Below are 15,560 nucleotides of genomic sequence, written 5' to 3'. Positions count from 1 at the left end.
CTATCTGAATTCCGAGTTCGCCGCCAACCTGGTGGCCTTGCGCACCATCGTTTACCGGGAAATCCGCCGTTTCACCCGCATCTGGCCGCAAACCCTGCTGCCGCCAGCGATCACCATGGTTCTCTACTTCGTCATCTTCGGCAACCTGATCGGCCGGCAGATCGGCGACATGGGCGGCTTCAGCTACATGGAGTACATCGTGCCGGGGCTGATCATGATGTCGGTGATCACCAACGCCTACGGCAATGTGGTCTCGAGCTTTTTCGGCAGCAAGTTTCAGCGCTCGATCGAGGAGCTGATGGTCTCGCCGGTGTCGCCGCACATCATTCTCACCGGCTATGTCATCGGCGGCGTATTGCGCGGTTTGGCGGTGGGGCTGATCGTCACGCTGCTGTCGCTGTTCTTCACCCACTTGCAAGTCCATCACCTGGGCGTGACGGTGCTGGTGGTACTGCTCACCGCGACGATTTTCTCCCTCGCGGGCTTCGTCAACGCGGTGTATGCGCGCAACTTCGACGATATTTCGATCATTCCGACCTTCGTGCTGACACCGCTGACCTACCTGGGCGGGGTGTTCTACTCGATCAGCCTGTTGCCGCCGTTCTGGCAGACGGTATCGATGGCCAACCCGGTGCTGCACATGGTCAATGCCTTCCGCTACGGCATTCTCGGGGTCTCGGATATTCGCATCGGTATTGCCATTGGCTTTATGTTGGTGGCCACTGCGCTGCTCTATACCGTGTGCATCCGCCTACTGGCCAGCGGTCGAGGGATGCGCCAGTAACCGGGCCGGCGCAATAATATCGGGAAACATGTTGAACGGCTGAATCGCACGGCGCGGCCGTTAGACTCAGCCTCTACAAAACAATAGGGGTTGTATATGTTTGCCCATCCGCGGTCTTTATTCGTGGCATCCGCTTTGATGCTTTCGGCCGTTTGGCCATTGGCTCATGCCGCCGATGGCCCGATGGTCGAGGTGGTGCAGGCAAAAAAGCAGTTGGTGCGTGACGAGCTGATCACTTTCGGCTCGTTGCGCTCGGACGAGTCGGTGATGATTCGGCCGGAAATCGAAGGGCGTCTCGCCAAACTGCATTTTCGCGAAGGTCAGGCCGTGGAGGCCGGCGCCTTGTTGGTCAGCCTCGACGACTCGATCAGCCGCGCCGAGTTCGCCCAGGCGCGGGCCAACCTGAATCTGGCGGAAAAAAACTTCGAGCGTTCGCAGATGCTGTTCAAGCGCGGCGCCAGCAATGCCCAGGCCCTCGACGAAGCCAGCGCCCAGCAGCAAGCGGCCCGCGCCAGCCTGGCGCTGGCCCAGGCACGGCTGGATAAAACCCAGGTCCTCGCCCCCTACGATGGCGTACTGGGGCTGCGCCAAGTCAGCCCGGGCGATTACCTCAGCGCCGGCCAGGACATCGTCAACCTGGAAGTGCTCGATCCGCTCAAGGTGGATTTCCGCATCCCGCAAAAAGCCGTCAGCCAGATCCGCCTCAACCAGACCGTGGAAATCAGCCTGGATGCTTATCCGAACGAGCGCTTTCGCGGTGAAATCTTCGCCATCAACCCGCGGCTCGACGAAGCCGGACGCAGCCAGGCGATTCGCGCGCACATCGGCAACGATGACCGCCGCCTGCGCCCCGGGCAGTTCGTCAGGGTCTCGGTGATTCTCGCCGAACGCCCGAATGCCCTGGTGATCCCCGAAGAGGCCGTGATGCCAGTGGGTGAGCAGTTGTTGGTCAACGTGGTGGTGGACGGCAAAGTCGAGCAGCGCGAGGTCACGCTGGGCAAACGCATGGATGGCATGGTCGAGGTGCGCGAGGGCCTGCAAGGCAATGAAACCTTGATCAGCGCCGGCTGGCAGAAGGTCAATCCCGGCATGGCGGTGCGCACCAAGGTCGTGGAGCGCGTGTTATGACATTGTCCGATATCTGCATCCGCCGTCCGGTATTCGCCACGGTACTGTCGCTGATCGTGGTGCTGCTCGGGCTGATGGCCTATGACCGCCTGGCCGTACGCGAGTACCCGAACATCGATGTGCCGATTGTCACGGTCAACATCATCTACCCCGGCGCCAGCCCGGAAATCATGGAGTCGCAGGTCGCCCAGCCGATCGAAGACGTGCTCTCCGGCATTGATGGGCTGGATTTCGTCAGCTCCATCAGCCGCTCGGAAAATACCCAGATCACCGCGCAGTTTCGCCTGGGCAGCAATGCCGACGAAGCGGCCAACGACGTACGCGACCGCCTCGGTCGCGTACGCGGTTTGCTGCCGGATGAAATCGACGAACCGATCGTGCAAAAGGTCGAAGCCGATGCTCAGCCGGTGATCTGGTTGGCGTTCTACAGCGACCGCTACAGCGCCATGGAAATCACCGATGTGCTGGAACGGGTGATTCAGGATCGCCTACAGACCATTCCCGGCGTGTCAGAAGTGCAGGTGCGCGGCGCGCGGACCTTCGCCATGCGCATCTGGCTCGATCCGGAAAAGCTCGCCGCGCACAACCTCACCGTGCAGGACGTGGAAGACGCCCTGCGCCGGCAGAACGTGGAGATTCCCGCCGGACGCATCGAGTCGCAGCAGCGCGAATTCACCGTGCTCTCGGAAACCGATCTGAACACCCCGGAGCAATTCAACAACCTGATTCTCGATGATAGTCGCGGCTACCTGTTGCGCTTGTCCGATGTCGGCTATGCCGAGATCGGCGCCGCCGACGAGCGCAGCATCGTGCGCTACAACGGCCGCCCGGCTGTGTCCATGGGCATGATCAAGCAGGCCACCGCCAACCCGCTGGAAATCTCCGACGGCTTGGCCGAAGCCATGCCGGATGTCCGCGCGCTGTTGCCCGAAGGCATGCACATGGCGGTGGCCAACGACAACTCGCTGTTTATTCGCGCGTCGATCGACAACGTCTTCATCACCATCTGGGAAGCGGTGGTTCTGGTCATCCTGATCATCTTCATCTTCCTGCGCTCGCTGCGCGCCACCATCATTCCGCTGGTGACCATTCCGGTGTCGTTGATCGGCGCCTTCGCGCTGATGTCGCTGATGGGCTTCACCATCAATACCCTGACATTGCTGGCCATGGTGCTGGCCATCGGCCTGGTGGTGGATGACGCCATCGTCATGCTGGAGAACATCCACCGGCATATCGAAGAAGGCATGCAGCCGATGCAGGCCGCGCTCAAGGGCAGCCGCGAGATCGCCTTCGCGGTGATCGCCATGACCCTGACTCTGGCGGCAGTGTTTGCGCCCATCGGCTTCATGCAGGGCACCACCGGCAAACTGTTCACCGAATTCGCCTGGACCCTGGCCGGGGCAGTGTTGGTTTCGGGGTTCGTGGCGCTGACGCTGACGCCAATGATGTGCGCGCTGTTGCTCAAACCGCACCAGGCCAACCAGCAACACAACCGGGTCTACAACCTGATCGAAGGCTTCCTCAATGGCCTGACCTACCGCTACAAGCACCTGTTGCAGCGGGCCCTGAGTGCCTGGGTGGTGGTTGGGGTGTTGCTGATGACCATTGTGGCGTGTATTTGGCTGTTTTCCGGCTTGAAGTCGGAGCTGGCGCCAACCGAGGACACCGGCACCATCGTCGGCGTGTTCAATGGCCCGGACGGTGCCACCATCGATTACACCGGTCGCTATGCGCAGGAGATCGAACAGGCCTACGCGAGCATCCCGGAAACCAATCGCTACATGGTGATTGCCGGCTTCCCCACGGTGGCCCAGGGCATTTCCTTTATGAAGCTGGAAGACTGGGCCGACCGCTCGCGCAGCCAGTTCGAGATTCGCAACCAGCTGTTGCCCAAGCTGCAGGACATTGCCGGGGTGCGCGCGTTTCCGGTCAACCGCCCACCGCTCGGGCAGAGTTCGCGTAATCAGCCGGTCAACCTGGTGGTGCGCTCCTCCCTGGAGTACGCCGAGTTGCAGGTCTATGTCGCCGAGTTGCTGAACAAGGTGCGCGAGTACCCGGGCCTGGAAAGCCTCGACAGCGACCTCAAGCTGAATGCCCCGCAGCTAAAAGTCGCAGTCAATCGCGAGCAGGCGGTGGCGGTCGGCACCGACGTGGCGACCATCGGTCGTAGCCTGGAAAGCCTGTTTGGCAGCCGTCAGGTCACCCGCTTCAAGCAAAATGGCGAGCAGTACGATGTGCTGGTGCAGTTGCAGGATGTCGATCGCAGCAACCCGCAGGACCTCAATCGGGTCTACGTGCGTGGTCGCGACGACAGCATGGTGCAGCTGTCCAACCTGATCGAGGTGCGCGAAACCGTGGCGCCGCGCGAGCTCAACCACTTCAACCAACTGCGCGCGGTGAGCATTACTGCCAACGTCGGCAGTGGCTATAGCCTGGGCGAGGCCCTGGCTTATCTGGAAGAGGCCGCCCGCGAGGTGTTCCCGCCCGACACCCAATACGATTACACCGGTACGTCACGCGACTTCAAGGAGTCGAGTTCCGGTATCGCGCTGATCTTTGTCCTGGCCTTGGCGTTTATCTTCCTGGTGCTGGCGGCGCAGTTCGAGAGCTTCACCGATCCGCTGATCATTCTGTTCAGCGTGCCCTTGTCGATGGCCGGCGCCTTGCTGGCGCTGACACTATTCGGCGGCACCCTGAATATCTACTCGCAGATCGGTCTGGTGACCCTGATCGGTTTGATCACCAAGCACGGCATTCTGATCGTCGAGTTCGCCAACCACTTGCAGCGTGAAGGCCAGGAGCTGCGCAGTTCGGTGATCGACGCTTCGGTACAGCGTCTGCGGCCGATCCTGATGACCACCGGGGCGATGGTGCTCGGTTCCTTGCCGCTGGCCATCGCCAGTGGCGCCGGTGCCGAGAGCCGGCAGCAGATCGGCTTCGTCATCGTCGGCGGTTTGCTGGTGGGGACGTTCTTCACCTTGTTCGTGATCCCGACGCTGTACATGCTGCTGCGCCGCTGGCAGCCGATCAAACAGCAGGGTGAGGAAATGGCGGTTGCGTAGGGTGGACATGGCGAAGCCTTGTCCACCGTTGGCTGCGTAGGAGGGCTAGCGCAAAGCGGGAAACGCCCGAGGCCGTGGCCGCCTGAAGTCTGATTTTCGTAGGAGCCGGCCATGCCCGCGAATGCGTGCGATGCGTGTATCTCGCGGGCACGGCCCGCTCCTACAGGTGGTGTGTCAATCGACTTTAAGCACCAGCTTGCCGAAGTTCTCCCCGCTGAACAGCTTGAGCAGGGTTTCCGGGAAGGTTTCCAGGCCGTCCACGATGTCTTCCTTGGATTTCAGCTGGCCGCTGGCCAGCCAGCCGCCCATTTCCTGGGCCGCTTCGGCGAAACGCGGGGCGTAGGTCATCACCACCATGCCTTCCATGCGTGCGCTGTTGATCAGCAGTTGCATGTAGTTGGCCGGGCCCCTGATCGCTTGCTTGTTGTTGTACTGGCTGATCGCGCCGCAGATCACTACCCGCGCCTTGAAGGCGAGGCGAGTGAGCACCGCGTCGAGGATGTCGCCGCCAACGTTGTCGAAATACACGTCCACGCCTTTCGGGCATTCGCGTTTCAGTGCGGCGTGCAGGTCTTCGTTTTTGTAGTCGATGGCGCCGTCGAAGCCGAGTTCGTCGACGAGGAACTTGCACTTGTCGGCGCCACCGGCAATGCCGACCACGCGGCAGCCTTTGAGTTTGGCGATTTGCCCGGCGACGCTACCCACGGCGCCGGCGGCGCCGGAAATCACCACGGTTTCTCCGGCTTTCGGTGCGCCGACATCGAGCAGGGCGAAATAGGCGGTCATCCCGGTCATGCCTAGCGCCGACAAGTACAACGGCAAGGGCGCGCGGCTCGGGTCGACTTTATAGAAGCCGTGCGGTTCGCCGAGGAAGTAGTCCTGCACACCGATTGCTCCATTGACGTAGTCGCCAACGGCGAAGTTCGGGTGCTGCGAGGCAATCACCTGACCCACGCCGAGGGCGCGCATCACTTCGCCGATGGCCACTGGCGGGATATACGATTTGCCTTCGTTCATCCAGCCGCGCATGGCCGGGTCGAGCGACAGGTAGGCGTTCTTCACCAGGATCTGGCCGGGGCCGGGTTCGCCGACCGGGTTTTCCACATAGTTGAAGGTGTCGCGGCTGGGCAGGCCGACCGGGCGTTGGGCAAGCAGGAATTGACGGTTGAGTGGGGCAGTCATGGACAGTACTCGTTGAGCGGAAAGCTTGGTGATAGCCCTTGCCACGCCGCCGGGCAAGTGTTGCCCGGCGGCCGAATAGGTGCCGATCCATTCGAGTGATAGCTGGTTGGGGGTATTAATCATTATTTTGGATGAAGGCCTAACTGCTGTTCGAATAGTGCTGCCGTCTCGGCTGTGGCTCTGACTAGACTCCGCGCAGACGTTCCCCCTTCACGAGGATGCACAGATGAGCTTGACCTTTTCCGGCCAGGTCGCCCTGGTCACTGGCGGTGCTGCCGGCATTGGCCGCGCGACTGCCCTGGCTTTCGCCAACGAAGGCCTCAAGGTGGTGGTTTCCGATGTCGATGTGGCCGGTGGCGAAGACACCGTCGAACTGATTCGTGCCGCCGGTGGCGAGGCGACGTTCGTGCGCTGCGACGTGACCCGCGATGCCGATGTGCAGGTACTCATGCAACGCACCGTGGCGGCCTATGGTCGCCTGGACTATGCGTTCAACAACGCCGGTATCGAGATCGAGAAGGGCAAGTTGGCCGAGGGCAGCGAAAGCGAGTTCGACGCGATCATGGGCGTCAACGTCAAAGGCGTGTGGCTGTGCATGAAGCACCAGATCCCGCTGTTACTCGCCCAGGGCGGTGGCGCCATCGTCAACACCGCATCGGTGGCCGGCCTGGGTGCGGCACCGAAGATGAGCATCTACAGCGCGTCCAAGCATGCGGTAATCGGCCTGACCAAATCGGCGGCGGTCGAGTATGCGAAGAAGAAAATCCGCGTCAATGCCGTGTGTCCGGCGGTGATCGACACCGACATGTTCCGTCGCGCCCATGAAGCCGACCCGAAGAAGGCCGAGTTTGCCGCCGCCATGCACCCGGTCGGGCGCATTGGCAGGGTCGAGGAAATCGCCACCGCGGTGCTTTACCTGTGTTGCGACAACGCCGCGTTCACCACGGGGCATGCCCTGGCCGTGGACGGCGGAGCGACAGCGATCTGAGTGCGTCGCCGCATGAGTCCACCAAGGCGCCTAATCAGGCGCCTTTTTTTCTGGATTGAGTGTGGGTCAAGCGATTGGCCGCTAAAGTCACTGCGAAGGCCATCGGGCTCTCGCCAGAATCGCTGGGCATTGAATCCGGAGTAGAACACTCATGACTGCTGACCCCTTACTGACCGTATTTCTACCCGTGGCGCTGGGCATCATCATGCTTGGTCTCGGCCTGTCGCTGACGTTGGCGGATTTCGCCCGGGTGGTGAAGTTTCCCAAGCCGGTGTTGATCGGTCTGACCTGTCAGCTGCTGTTGTTGCCGCTGGTGTGTTTTTTCCTGGCCAAGGCCTTCGGCCTGGCGCCGGCGCTAGCGGTCGGCCTGATGCTGCTGGCCGCCTCGCCGGGCGGCACCACGGCGAATCTCTACAGCCATTTGGCCCACGGCGATGTGGCGCTAAATATCACCTTGACCGCAGTCAATTCGGTGATCGCCATCCTCACCATGCCGTTGATCGTCAATCTGTCGTTGGCCTATTTCATGGAAGGCGACCAGGCGATTCCGCTGCAATTCGCCAAGGTGGTGCAGGTGTTCATCATCGTCCTCGGGCCGGTGGCCATCGGCATCTGGTTGCGCAGTCGTTTTCCGGGTTTTGCCGAGCGCATGCAGAAGCCGGTGAAGATCGTTTCGGCGCTGTTTCTGTTGATCATCATCCTGCTTGCGGTGGTCAAGGACTGGCAGACTTTCGTCGAGTACGCGCCCTTGGTCGGCGGCGCGGCGCTGGCGTTCAACCTGATCAGCCTGGCAGTGGGGTATTGCGTGCCGCGCTTGTTCAACCTGAGTCTGCGCCAGGCCGTGGCCATCGGCATGGAAATCGGCATCCACAATGGCACCCTGGCCATCGCCCTGGCGCTCAGCCCGATGCTGTTGAACAACTCGACCATGGCGATTCCCGCGGCGATCTACAGCATCATCATGTTCTTCACCGCTGCGCTGTTCGGCTGGTGGGTCAACTTCGCCCACGGCAAGCAGTTGGCTGTCGAAGCCTGAGCGACAGTCGACAAAAAGGCGCCGAGGCGCCTTTTTGTCGATGGTTATCGGTTGGATCGATCCCGTAGCTTGGTGCTCGGCGCAGCGAGGCCCAACAGCAGGCTATCTATATGTCAGCCTTGCCCCAATTGAGAATCGCCAGGGTCAGCAAGCCGGCGACGATGCCCCAGAACGCCGAACCGACCGAGAACAGGCTCATCCCCGAGGCGGTGACGAGGAAGGTGATCAGCGCCGCTTCGCGCTCCTTGGGTTCGCTCATGGCCTGGGTCAGGCCGCCGATGATCGAGGCGAACAGGGCGAGGGCGGCAATCGACAGAATCAGCGCCTTGGGCAGGGCGGCGAACAGTGCGGCGAGGGTGGCGCCGAAGATTCCGGCGATGCCGTAGAACACCCCGCACCAGACCGCTGCGGTGTAGCGTTTGCGCGGGTCTTCATGGGCTTCCGGGCCGGCGCAGATCGCCGCGCTGATGGCGGCCATGTGGATGCCGTGGGAGCCGAACGGCGCCAGTAGGATCGAGGCCAGGCCGGTACTGGTGAGCAGCTTCGATGCCGGTACGTCATAGCCATTGGCGCGCAGCACGGTCATCCCCGGCAGGTTCTGCGAAGCCATGGCGACGATGAACAACGGGATGCCGATGCTGATCGCCGCGGCCAGGGAGAAGCTCGGCGTGGTCCACTCCGGGGTGGCCAGTTGCAGTTCGAACTGGCTGAAATTGAGCAGGCCGAAGAGTCCCGCCAACAGGCAGCCAACCAGCAAGGCGGCGAGCACCGCATAGCGCGGCAGCAGGCGCTTGCCGAGCAGGTAGGCGAGCAGCATGGCCACCACCAATAGCGGCTGCTGCTCGGCGGCCACGCAGATTTCCAGGCCGATCTTGAACAGCACGCCGGCCAGCAGCGCGGCGGCGATGGAGCCGGGAATGCGCCGCATCAAGCGGTCGAAGCTGCCGGTCAGGCCGATCAGCACGATCAGTCCGGAGGCGAGGATATAGGCGCCGATGGCTTCGCTATAGGGCACGTTCGGCAGGCTGGTGATCAGCAGCGCGGCGCCAGGCGTCGACCAGGCGATCATCACCGGCGCGCGGTAGCGCAGCGACAGGCCGATGCAGGTGACGGCCATGCCGATCGACAGCGCCCAGATCCACGAGGAAATCTGCCCGTTGCTCAGGCCCGCGGCCTGGCCGGCCTGGAACATCAGCACCAGCGAGCTGGTATAGCCGGTGAGCATGGCGATAAAGCCGGCGACCACCGCCGAGGTCGACGTGTCGGCCAGCGGACGCAGGCGCGCCTGGGTCGCTTGGGGCATTACAGCACTCCTTGTACATCAGCCAGGATCGGGTACAGCGAGGCGACCAAGAGTAGCGCCATACCAACATTGAAACAGCGCAGCACGCGCGGGTTATTCAGCCAGTTGCGCAGCAGGCTGCCGGCCACTGTCCACAGGCCGACGCTGGGGCAGTTGACCAAGGCGAACAGGGCTGCGATCAGCAGCACATTGACCACGAAGTTTTCCTGCGGGGTGTAGGTGGTGATCGCGCCGATGGCCATCACCCAGGCCTTGGGGTTGATCCACTGGAACGCCGCCGCCTGGAGAAAGCTGAAGGGCTTGCCGCGCTGTCCGTTCTGGCTGTCGGGTGCACCGGCGTTGGCGATTTTCCAGGCCAGGTACAGCAGGTACGCCGCACCCAGGTAACGCAACACGGTATAGAACATCGGCAGTTGTTCGAACAGCTGGCCAAGGCCAAAACCCACCGCCATCACCAGCAGCATGAAGCCCAGGCTGATGCCGAGCATATGCGGCAGGCTGCGGCGCAGGCCGAAATTCACCCCGGAGGCGAGCAGCATCATGTTGTTCGGCCCCGGGGTCACCGAGGTGACGAAGGCAAAGGCGATAAAGGCGATCAGCAGTTCGGTGGTCATGGCAGGGTACTCGCGGACAGTGCCTGTAAGACTAAGCGGGGCATCGCTGGGCGTCGCGGTACAGCAAAGCGCGTAAAAGGCGATACAGTCGATTGGCAGAAGCATCGGCAATGGTTAGTGTCGTCGCCTCACCGAATACTCCGCACAAGGACCTGCGATGGAACCGCACAATAATCCCTACGCCACCCCTCACGTCAGCCTGACGGAAAACAGTGGACCGCCCTCGCTCGACGGCTGGAGTGCTGGACAACTACGACTGTTGGCCTGGTTGAGCCTGGTTGAGCCTGGTCTCGGCGGTGGGCTCGTTGCTGCTGCTGGCGCTGGCGCTCGCCGAGGGGCTGCAGGGCAGCCAAGCCGTTGGGCGTGTCAGTGATTGGCTCAGCCCGGTGCTGATTCTCCTGGGCTGCTACCTGCTGATTCAATTGAAGCGCTTCGCCGAACAGCGCTTTGCCGCGCAACGTCTGGCCTGGCCGGTGTGGGCGGTGATCGTGTGCAGCCTGCTGCTGGGAGTCCTTGATGTGCTCTGGGGCCCGGCCACCAGCGAACTGGGTTGGCAAATGCTCAGCTATTTCGGCGTGCTGGCGGGCTATGGTGCATTGCTGACCTGGTTGGGCATCCGCTTGCGCCAGGTACAGAACGTCTATCCGGTGTTCAACCTCATGGCCTGGATGGACATCATCGGCGGCATCATGCTGGCGTCGATCATTCTGTTGGTGTTGGCCATGCTGCCGCTGATCGGCGCCAATCTGGCGATGGCCTGGGTGTTTTTCAAGGCAGCGGCGGAGTGGCGGCGGCACTGATCGCGATGCCGGGCGGGCGGCTGTTGCCCAGCGTCAGGTTGACCTGCAGCCAGCCGCTGACAGCTGCTTCCCCGGCCTCGCTGAAGGCTCGCTTGAGCAACTTGGCTTGCTCGCGGCGTAGGGCCAGTTCCAGCTTGGCGCCTTCCGGGGTGAAGCCCAGCAGGCGTTTACGTTTGTCGTCCGCCGCGGTCACGCTTTCGACCAGGTGCATTTCCAGCAATTGGCGCAGTGGGGTACTCAGCGCCTGCTTGCTCACGCCGAGGTAGCCGAGCAGTTCTTTCATGCTCAGGCCGGGGTATTTGGCGATGAAAAACAGAATGCGGTGGTGCACCCGCGATAGCCCACGGCGCGCCAGCATTTCGTCGGCTTTGGCGGTAAAGGCCTGATAGCCGAAGAAGAAGGCCTCCATGGCCGCCTGCTGAGTGGTTGGGTTTTTAAGGTCAAGCATATTGACGTATCTGCCTGAGGCGTCGTAGTTTCGGTCAACCAGTTTGACTTATTTTTCCTTGCCTTTGCTACCGGTGACCTCCATGGCCTTCTCCGAACGCGTTGCCCGCCTGAAAAGCTCCTTGATTCGTGAAATTCTTGCCGCGGCGCAGCGTCCGGAAGTCATGTCGTTCGCTGGCGGGCTGCCCGCCGAGCCGATGTTGCCGAAGGTCGAGTGGGCCGATATGCCGGCGAGTATGGGCCAGTACGGCATGAGCGAAGGCGAGCCGGCGCTGCGTGAGGCGATTGCCGCCGAGGCGCGCGCGCTGGGCGTACCTTGCGACGCCAGCCAGGTGCTGATCGTCAGCGGCTCGCAGCAGACCCTCGACTTGGCCAGCAAGCTGTTTATCGACCCGGGCACCGAAGTGCTGCTCGAAGCGCCGACCTACCTGGCCGCGCTGCAAGCCTTCCAGCTGTTCGGTGCCAATTGCATCGCCGTGCCGCAGGAAGCCGATGGCCCGCAAATCGCTGCGCTGCGCCAACGCCTGGAACATCATAAGCCGGCCTTTGCCTACCTGATCCCGACCTTCCAGAACCCGTCGGCGGTGCGTTACAGCGAAGCCAAGCGCGATGCCGTGGCGGCGTTGCTCGACGAGTTTGGCGTGACCCTGATCGAAGACGAACCCTACCGCGAGCTGGTGTTCGACGCCGGCAGCGCCACGCCGATCGTCAGCCGTTTGCAGAAAGCCAGCTGGATCTACACCGGCACCGTCTCCAAGACCCTGCTGCCGGGCCTGCGCGTCGGTTACCTGATCGCCACCCCGGATCTGTTCCCCTACCTGCTGCGTCTCAAGCAGTCGGCCGACCTGCACACCAACCGCATCGGCCAATGGCAGGCGTTGCAGTGGCTGGGCAGCGAGAAATACCGCGGCCATCTGGCCGAACTGCGCGACTTCTACCGGATTCGTCGCGATGCCATGCAGGCGGTGCTGGAGGCGCATTTCAGCGACCTGGCCGACTGGCAGGTGCCCCAGGGTGGGCTGTTCTTCTGGCTGACCCTCAAGCAACCACTGGATACGCGCACCCTGCTAGCGCCAGCACTGGCGCAGAACGTGGCGTTTATGCCGGGCGAGCCGTTCTTTATCGACCCGGACCAGCATCCGGGACATTTACGGCTTAACTTCAGCCACGTCGCGCCGGAGCGCCTGAGCGAAGGGCTCAAACGTCTGGCCGGGGTGATTCGCGAGGCCCAGGCCAGCCTGGCGGCGCCGCACATGACAGCGATGTAAAGAGAGGACAGGACGATGCTCAAGGTCTACGGCGATTACCGGTCAGGCAACTGCTACAAGGTCAAGCTCATGCTGCATCTGCGCGGTATCGCCTACGAATGGATACCGGTCGATATCCTCAAGGGCGAAACCCAAAGCGAGGCGTTCCTGGCGAAGAACCCCAATGGCAAGATTCCGGTGCTGGAGTTGGAAGACGGCACCTGCCTGTGGGAATCCAACGCGATCCTCAACTTCCTCGGCGATGGCAGTGAGTTCTTGCCGAGCGAACCGCGCTTGCGCACCCAGGTGCTGCAGTGGCAGTTCTTCGAGCAATACAGCCATGAGCCGTATGTCGCGGTGGCGCGCTTTATCCAGCTGTACCAGGGCCTGCCCGAGGCGCGCCTCGAGGAATATCGGATGTGCCACGTGCGCGGCTACAAGGCTTTCAAGGTGATGGAACAGCAGCTCCGGCGCACGCCGTACCTGGTCGGTGAGCAGTACTCGATCGCCGACATCGCCCTGTATGCCTACACCCATGTGGCCGACGAGGGCGGTTTTGACTTGAGCGACTACCCGGCGGTGCGTGGCTGGCTGGAACGTGTAGCCAGTCATCCCAAGCATGTCGGCATGCTCGATTGAGCGAGGGCGCAATCGCTGGAAGCGGGGGAGTGATGGACAAGCGGATAAATTGCCGCATAATCCGTCCACCGTCACATGACCTGCTTGTTCGATAGAACGACCATGACCAAACCGCTACGCATCGCCTTGATCTGGATGCTGATGCTCGCCCTTCCGGCACAGAGCATGGCGGCGATTGCCATGCAGTTGTGCGATGTGGCGTATCGGAGTGGTGCGGTTAGCCTCGATAGCTCACAGGTCCGCGCGCACCATCCCGGAGCCATGTCCATGGCCCACCATGCCGCTGCCTCCGGGCAAACCAGCGATACTGTTCAGCAGGTCGACAACAGCCTTTGTAGCCTCTGCGCCTTTTGCGTCGGTGCGGTGGCGCTGAGTTCCGTGGTTATCAGCAATTCCCCGCTGCAAGCAGGCGAGCCGTCTCTGGCGCGCCTCGATTAATTCGTTGGTTTTATCGCCGACACCCCCGAACGTCCCCCACGCTCGCTTCTCGTTTAAGCCAACGCGCGCCTACAGCCACGGCTGAGCGGCGCCTTCAGCTTATCTGCGGCGTTCGCCTGCCTGATGCCGGCGTGCCCGCTTAACGCGAGAGCACTTCATGATTCGTTTCCTGTTTTCAGGTCGGCAGGCCCTTGGCTGTCTGATCTTGTTGGCGCTGCCTATCGGCGCCTGGGCGCAGCAGCCCGATCCGCTGGATGCCGAGGCTGCGACAGCGGCTCTGGTCTATCAATCCCCGCTAGACGATTACCGAGGTTTCAACGCCGAGCCGGTACAAAGTTGGCGTGAAGCCAATGATCGGGTGGGGCGCATCGGTGGCTGGCAAACCTATGCGCAGGAGCCTCTGACTGACGACAGCCCGGCGGCCGAACGTGCGCCAGCCGTCAACCCACATGCCGGCCATGGCCGCTAAGGAGGCGCGATGAGAATGCTCAAGCATGTCCGTCATGCCTGTCTGCTCGGCGGACTATTGGTACTGGCGGGTTGCGCCAGCTTTACCCCGGATGGCGGCTTTGCGGTGGTCGAACAAAGCGCCGAACAGCAATTGGACAAACAACTGACCTGGGCCAAAACCGAGGATGACCGCGCCCTGATTGCCGAACAGGTGAATGCGCTGTTGGCGCAAGCCCTGTCGGTAGATGACGCGGTGCAGATCGCCTTGCTCAATAACCCAGGGCTGCAAGCGGCCTTCGACCAGTTGGGGATCACCGAGGCCGAGCGCGTTCAGGCTGGGCGGATTGCCAACCCCGGTTTCTCGTTCGGGCGCCTGGAAAAAGGCAGCGAGGTGGAATACGAGCGCGGTTTGCACGTCAACCTGGCGCGGCTGATCGCCATGCCGATGACCTCCGGCATGGAGGCCAAGCGTTTCGAGCAGGTGCAGCGGCAAACCAGCCTGGCGGTCTTCGAGTTGGCCACGCAAACCCGTAAGGCTTACTACCACGCGGTGGCGGCGCAGGAGCGTCTGGGCTTCATGCAGCAGGTGATGGCGGCGGCGCAAACCGGCGCCGAGCTGGCGCGGCGTCTGGCGGCGGTGGGCAACTACAGCACGCTGCAACAGGCCCAAGAACAGAGCTTCTATGCCGACGCCAGCCTCAATCTGATTCGCGCCGAACAAGCGCGGGTGCAAAGCCGCGAGCAATTGACCCGCTTGCTGGGCCTGTGGGGCGAACAGATCGACTTTCGCCTGCCCGAGCGTCTGCCGGAGCTGCCGGCGCGCGCCGAACCGTTGCCGGACGTCGAACGCTTGGCCATGCGTCAGCGCCTGGATATCCAGGCCATGCGCCTGGATGCCGAGCGATTGGCGAGCAACCTGGGGCTGAGCAAGAGCACGCGCTTGATCAACGTGCTGGAGCTGGGCGTGGTGAACAATCGCTCTAACGAGGAACCAACCCAGCGCGGTTACGAGGTCAGCGTCGAGTTGCCGCTGTTCGATTGGAGTGGCGCCAAGGTGGCGAAGGCCGAGGCGATGTACCGACAGATGCTCAACCGGGCCGCCGAGACGGCGATCAATGCTCGCTCGCAAGTGCGCGAAGCCTACCTGGGCTACCAGTCGGCGCATGACCTTGCCCGCCAATACCGCGACGAAGTGCTGCCGCTGCGCCAACGCATCGCCGAAGAAAATCTCCTGCGCTACAACGGCATGTTTATCAGCACCTTCGAATTGCTGGCCGATGCTCGTCGGCAAATCCTCGCGGTGGATGGCTACCTGCAAGCGCAACGCGATTTCTGGCTGGCCCACGCCGATCTGGACATGGCGATGCTGGGCACGCCGAACCTCTCTGCTAGCACTGCCGCAGGCGCAGTTGCCGAAGCCCCTGCTGGGCACTGATCAAGGA

General features: G+C 62.3%; 15 protein-coding genes. 11 read left to right on the top strand and 4 right to left on the bottom strand.

Annotated features, from left to right (window positions below; genetic code table 11):
• Nucleotides 1–4 precede the first annotated feature (4 nt).
• The 3 genes from B3M58_RS15265 (at nt 5) to B3M58_RS15255 (ending at nt 4,974) form a co-directional block, all read left to right on the top strand.
• On the top strand, nt 5–784 hold the full coding sequence (locus tag B3M58_RS15265) for an ABC transporter permease (protein WP_296220597.1): 780 nt from the start codon (nt 5–7) through the stop codon (nt 782–784).
• A gap of 138 nt (nt 785–922) precedes the next feature.
• Complete coding sequence (locus B3M58_RS15260; RefSeq protein WP_296220339.1) at nt 923–1,912, top strand: efflux RND transporter periplasmic adaptor subunit; 990 nt, start codon at nt 923–925, stop codon at nt 1,910–1,912.
• Entirely contained in the window at nt 1,909–4,974 is a 3,066-nt protein-coding gene (locus tag B3M58_RS15255; protein ID WP_296220338.1) for an efflux RND transporter permease subunit, read from the top strand. The genes B3M58_RS15260 and B3M58_RS15255 overlap by 4 nt, the downstream gene beginning before the upstream one ends.
• Nucleotides 4,975–5,148: 174 nt before the next feature.
• Here B3M58_RS15255 and B3M58_RS15250 read toward each other — a convergent pair whose 3' ends face one another.
• The gene (locus tag B3M58_RS15250; protein ID WP_296220337.1) at nt 5,149–6,156 is read right to left on the bottom strand and encodes an NADP-dependent oxidoreductase; all 1,008 of its coding nucleotides are present in this window, start codon (nt 6,154–6,156) and stop codon (nt 5,149–5,151) included.
• A gap of 226 nt (nt 6,157–6,382) precedes the next feature.
• Between B3M58_RS15250 and B3M58_RS15245 the strand changes: the two genes are divergently transcribed.
• Together B3M58_RS15245 and B3M58_RS15240 are read left to right on the top strand one after the other, a co-directional pair.
• Nucleotides 6,383–7,144, top strand: a complete 762-nt coding sequence (locus B3M58_RS15245; protein ID WP_296220335.1) for an SDR family oxidoreductase — start codon at nt 6,383–6,385, stop codon at nt 7,142–7,144.
• Between the two features lie 151 nt (nt 7,145–7,295).
• The gene (locus B3M58_RS15240) at nt 7,296–8,180 is read left to right on the top strand and encodes a bile acid:sodium symporter family protein (protein WP_296220334.1); all 885 of its coding nucleotides are present in this window, start codon (nt 7,296–7,298) and stop codon (nt 8,178–8,180) included.
• A 106-nt stretch (nt 8,181–8,286) separates the two neighbouring features.
• Here the strand turns inward: B3M58_RS15240 and B3M58_RS15235 are convergent, their stop codons facing one another.
• Both B3M58_RS15235 and B3M58_RS15230 read right to left on the bottom strand, forming a co-directional pair.
• Entirely contained in the window at nt 8,287–9,483 is a 1,197-nt protein-coding gene (locus B3M58_RS15235; protein WP_296220333.1) for a benzoate/H(+) symporter BenE family transporter, read from the bottom strand.
• Entirely contained in the window at nt 9,483–10,097 is a 615-nt protein-coding gene (locus tag B3M58_RS15230) for a LysE family translocator (RefSeq protein ID WP_296220332.1), read from the bottom strand. Before B3M58_RS15230 ends, B3M58_RS15235 begins: the two co-directional genes overlap by 1 nt.
• 278 nt (nt 10,098–10,375) lie before the next feature.
• Between B3M58_RS15230 and B3M58_RS15225 the strand changes: the two genes are divergently transcribed.
• The gene (locus tag B3M58_RS15225; protein ID WP_296220330.1) at nt 10,376–10,897 is read left to right on the top strand and encodes a hypothetical protein; all 522 of its coding nucleotides are present in this window, start codon (nt 10,376–10,378) and stop codon (nt 10,895–10,897) included.
• Here B3M58_RS15225 and B3M58_RS15220 read toward each other — a convergent pair.
• Nucleotides 10,866–11,345 carry a MarR family winged helix-turn-helix transcriptional regulator gene (locus B3M58_RS15220; protein ID WP_296220328.1) on the bottom strand — a complete coding sequence of 160 codons (480 nt, stop codon included), beginning with the start codon at nt 11,343–11,345 and terminating at the stop codon, nt 10,866–10,868. The genes B3M58_RS15225 and B3M58_RS15220 overlap by 32 nt on opposite strands.
• Before the next feature lie 82 nt (nt 11,346–11,427).
• Here B3M58_RS15220 and B3M58_RS15215 point away from each other — a divergent pair, with 82 nt between their 5' ends.
• The 5 genes from B3M58_RS15215 to B3M58_RS15195 all read left to right on the top strand — a co-directional run bounded on the left by B3M58_RS15215 (nt 11,428) and on the right by B3M58_RS15195 (nt 15,553).
• Nucleotides 11,428–12,612: a PLP-dependent aminotransferase family protein gene (locus B3M58_RS15215; protein ID WP_296220327.1), complete on the top strand. Its 1,185-nt coding sequence runs from the start codon at nt 11,428–11,430 to the stop codon at nt 12,610–12,612.
• Between the two features lie 15 nt (nt 12,613–12,627).
• Nucleotides 12,628–13,230: a glutathione S-transferase family protein gene (locus B3M58_RS15210; protein WP_296220325.1), complete on the top strand. Its 603-nt coding sequence runs from the start codon at nt 12,628–12,630 to the stop codon at nt 13,228–13,230.
• A 102-nt stretch (nt 13,231–13,332) separates the two neighbouring features.
• Entirely contained in the window at nt 13,333–13,668 is a 336-nt protein-coding gene (locus B3M58_RS15205) for a hypothetical protein (protein WP_296220323.1), read from the top strand.
• Nucleotides 13,669–13,825: 157 nt separating this feature from the next.
• Entirely contained in the window at nt 13,826–14,137 is a 312-nt protein-coding gene (locus tag B3M58_RS15200) for a hypothetical protein (RefSeq protein WP_296220321.1), read from the top strand.
• Nucleotides 14,138–14,146: 9 nt separating this feature from the next.
• Nucleotides 14,147–15,553, top strand: coding sequence for a TolC family protein (locus tag B3M58_RS15195; RefSeq protein ID WP_296220319.1), 1,407 nt, complete (start codon nt 14,147–14,149; stop codon nt 15,551–15,553).
• The last annotated feature ends 7 nt before the right edge of the window (nt 15,554–15,560 follow it).

The organism is Pseudomonas sp. UBA2684, assembly GCA_002354655.1.
Classification (GTDB): domain Bacteria; phylum Pseudomonadota; class Gammaproteobacteria; order Pseudomonadales; family Pseudomonadaceae; genus Aquipseudomonas.
This window is presented reverse-complemented; position numbering and strand designations above follow the sequence as displayed.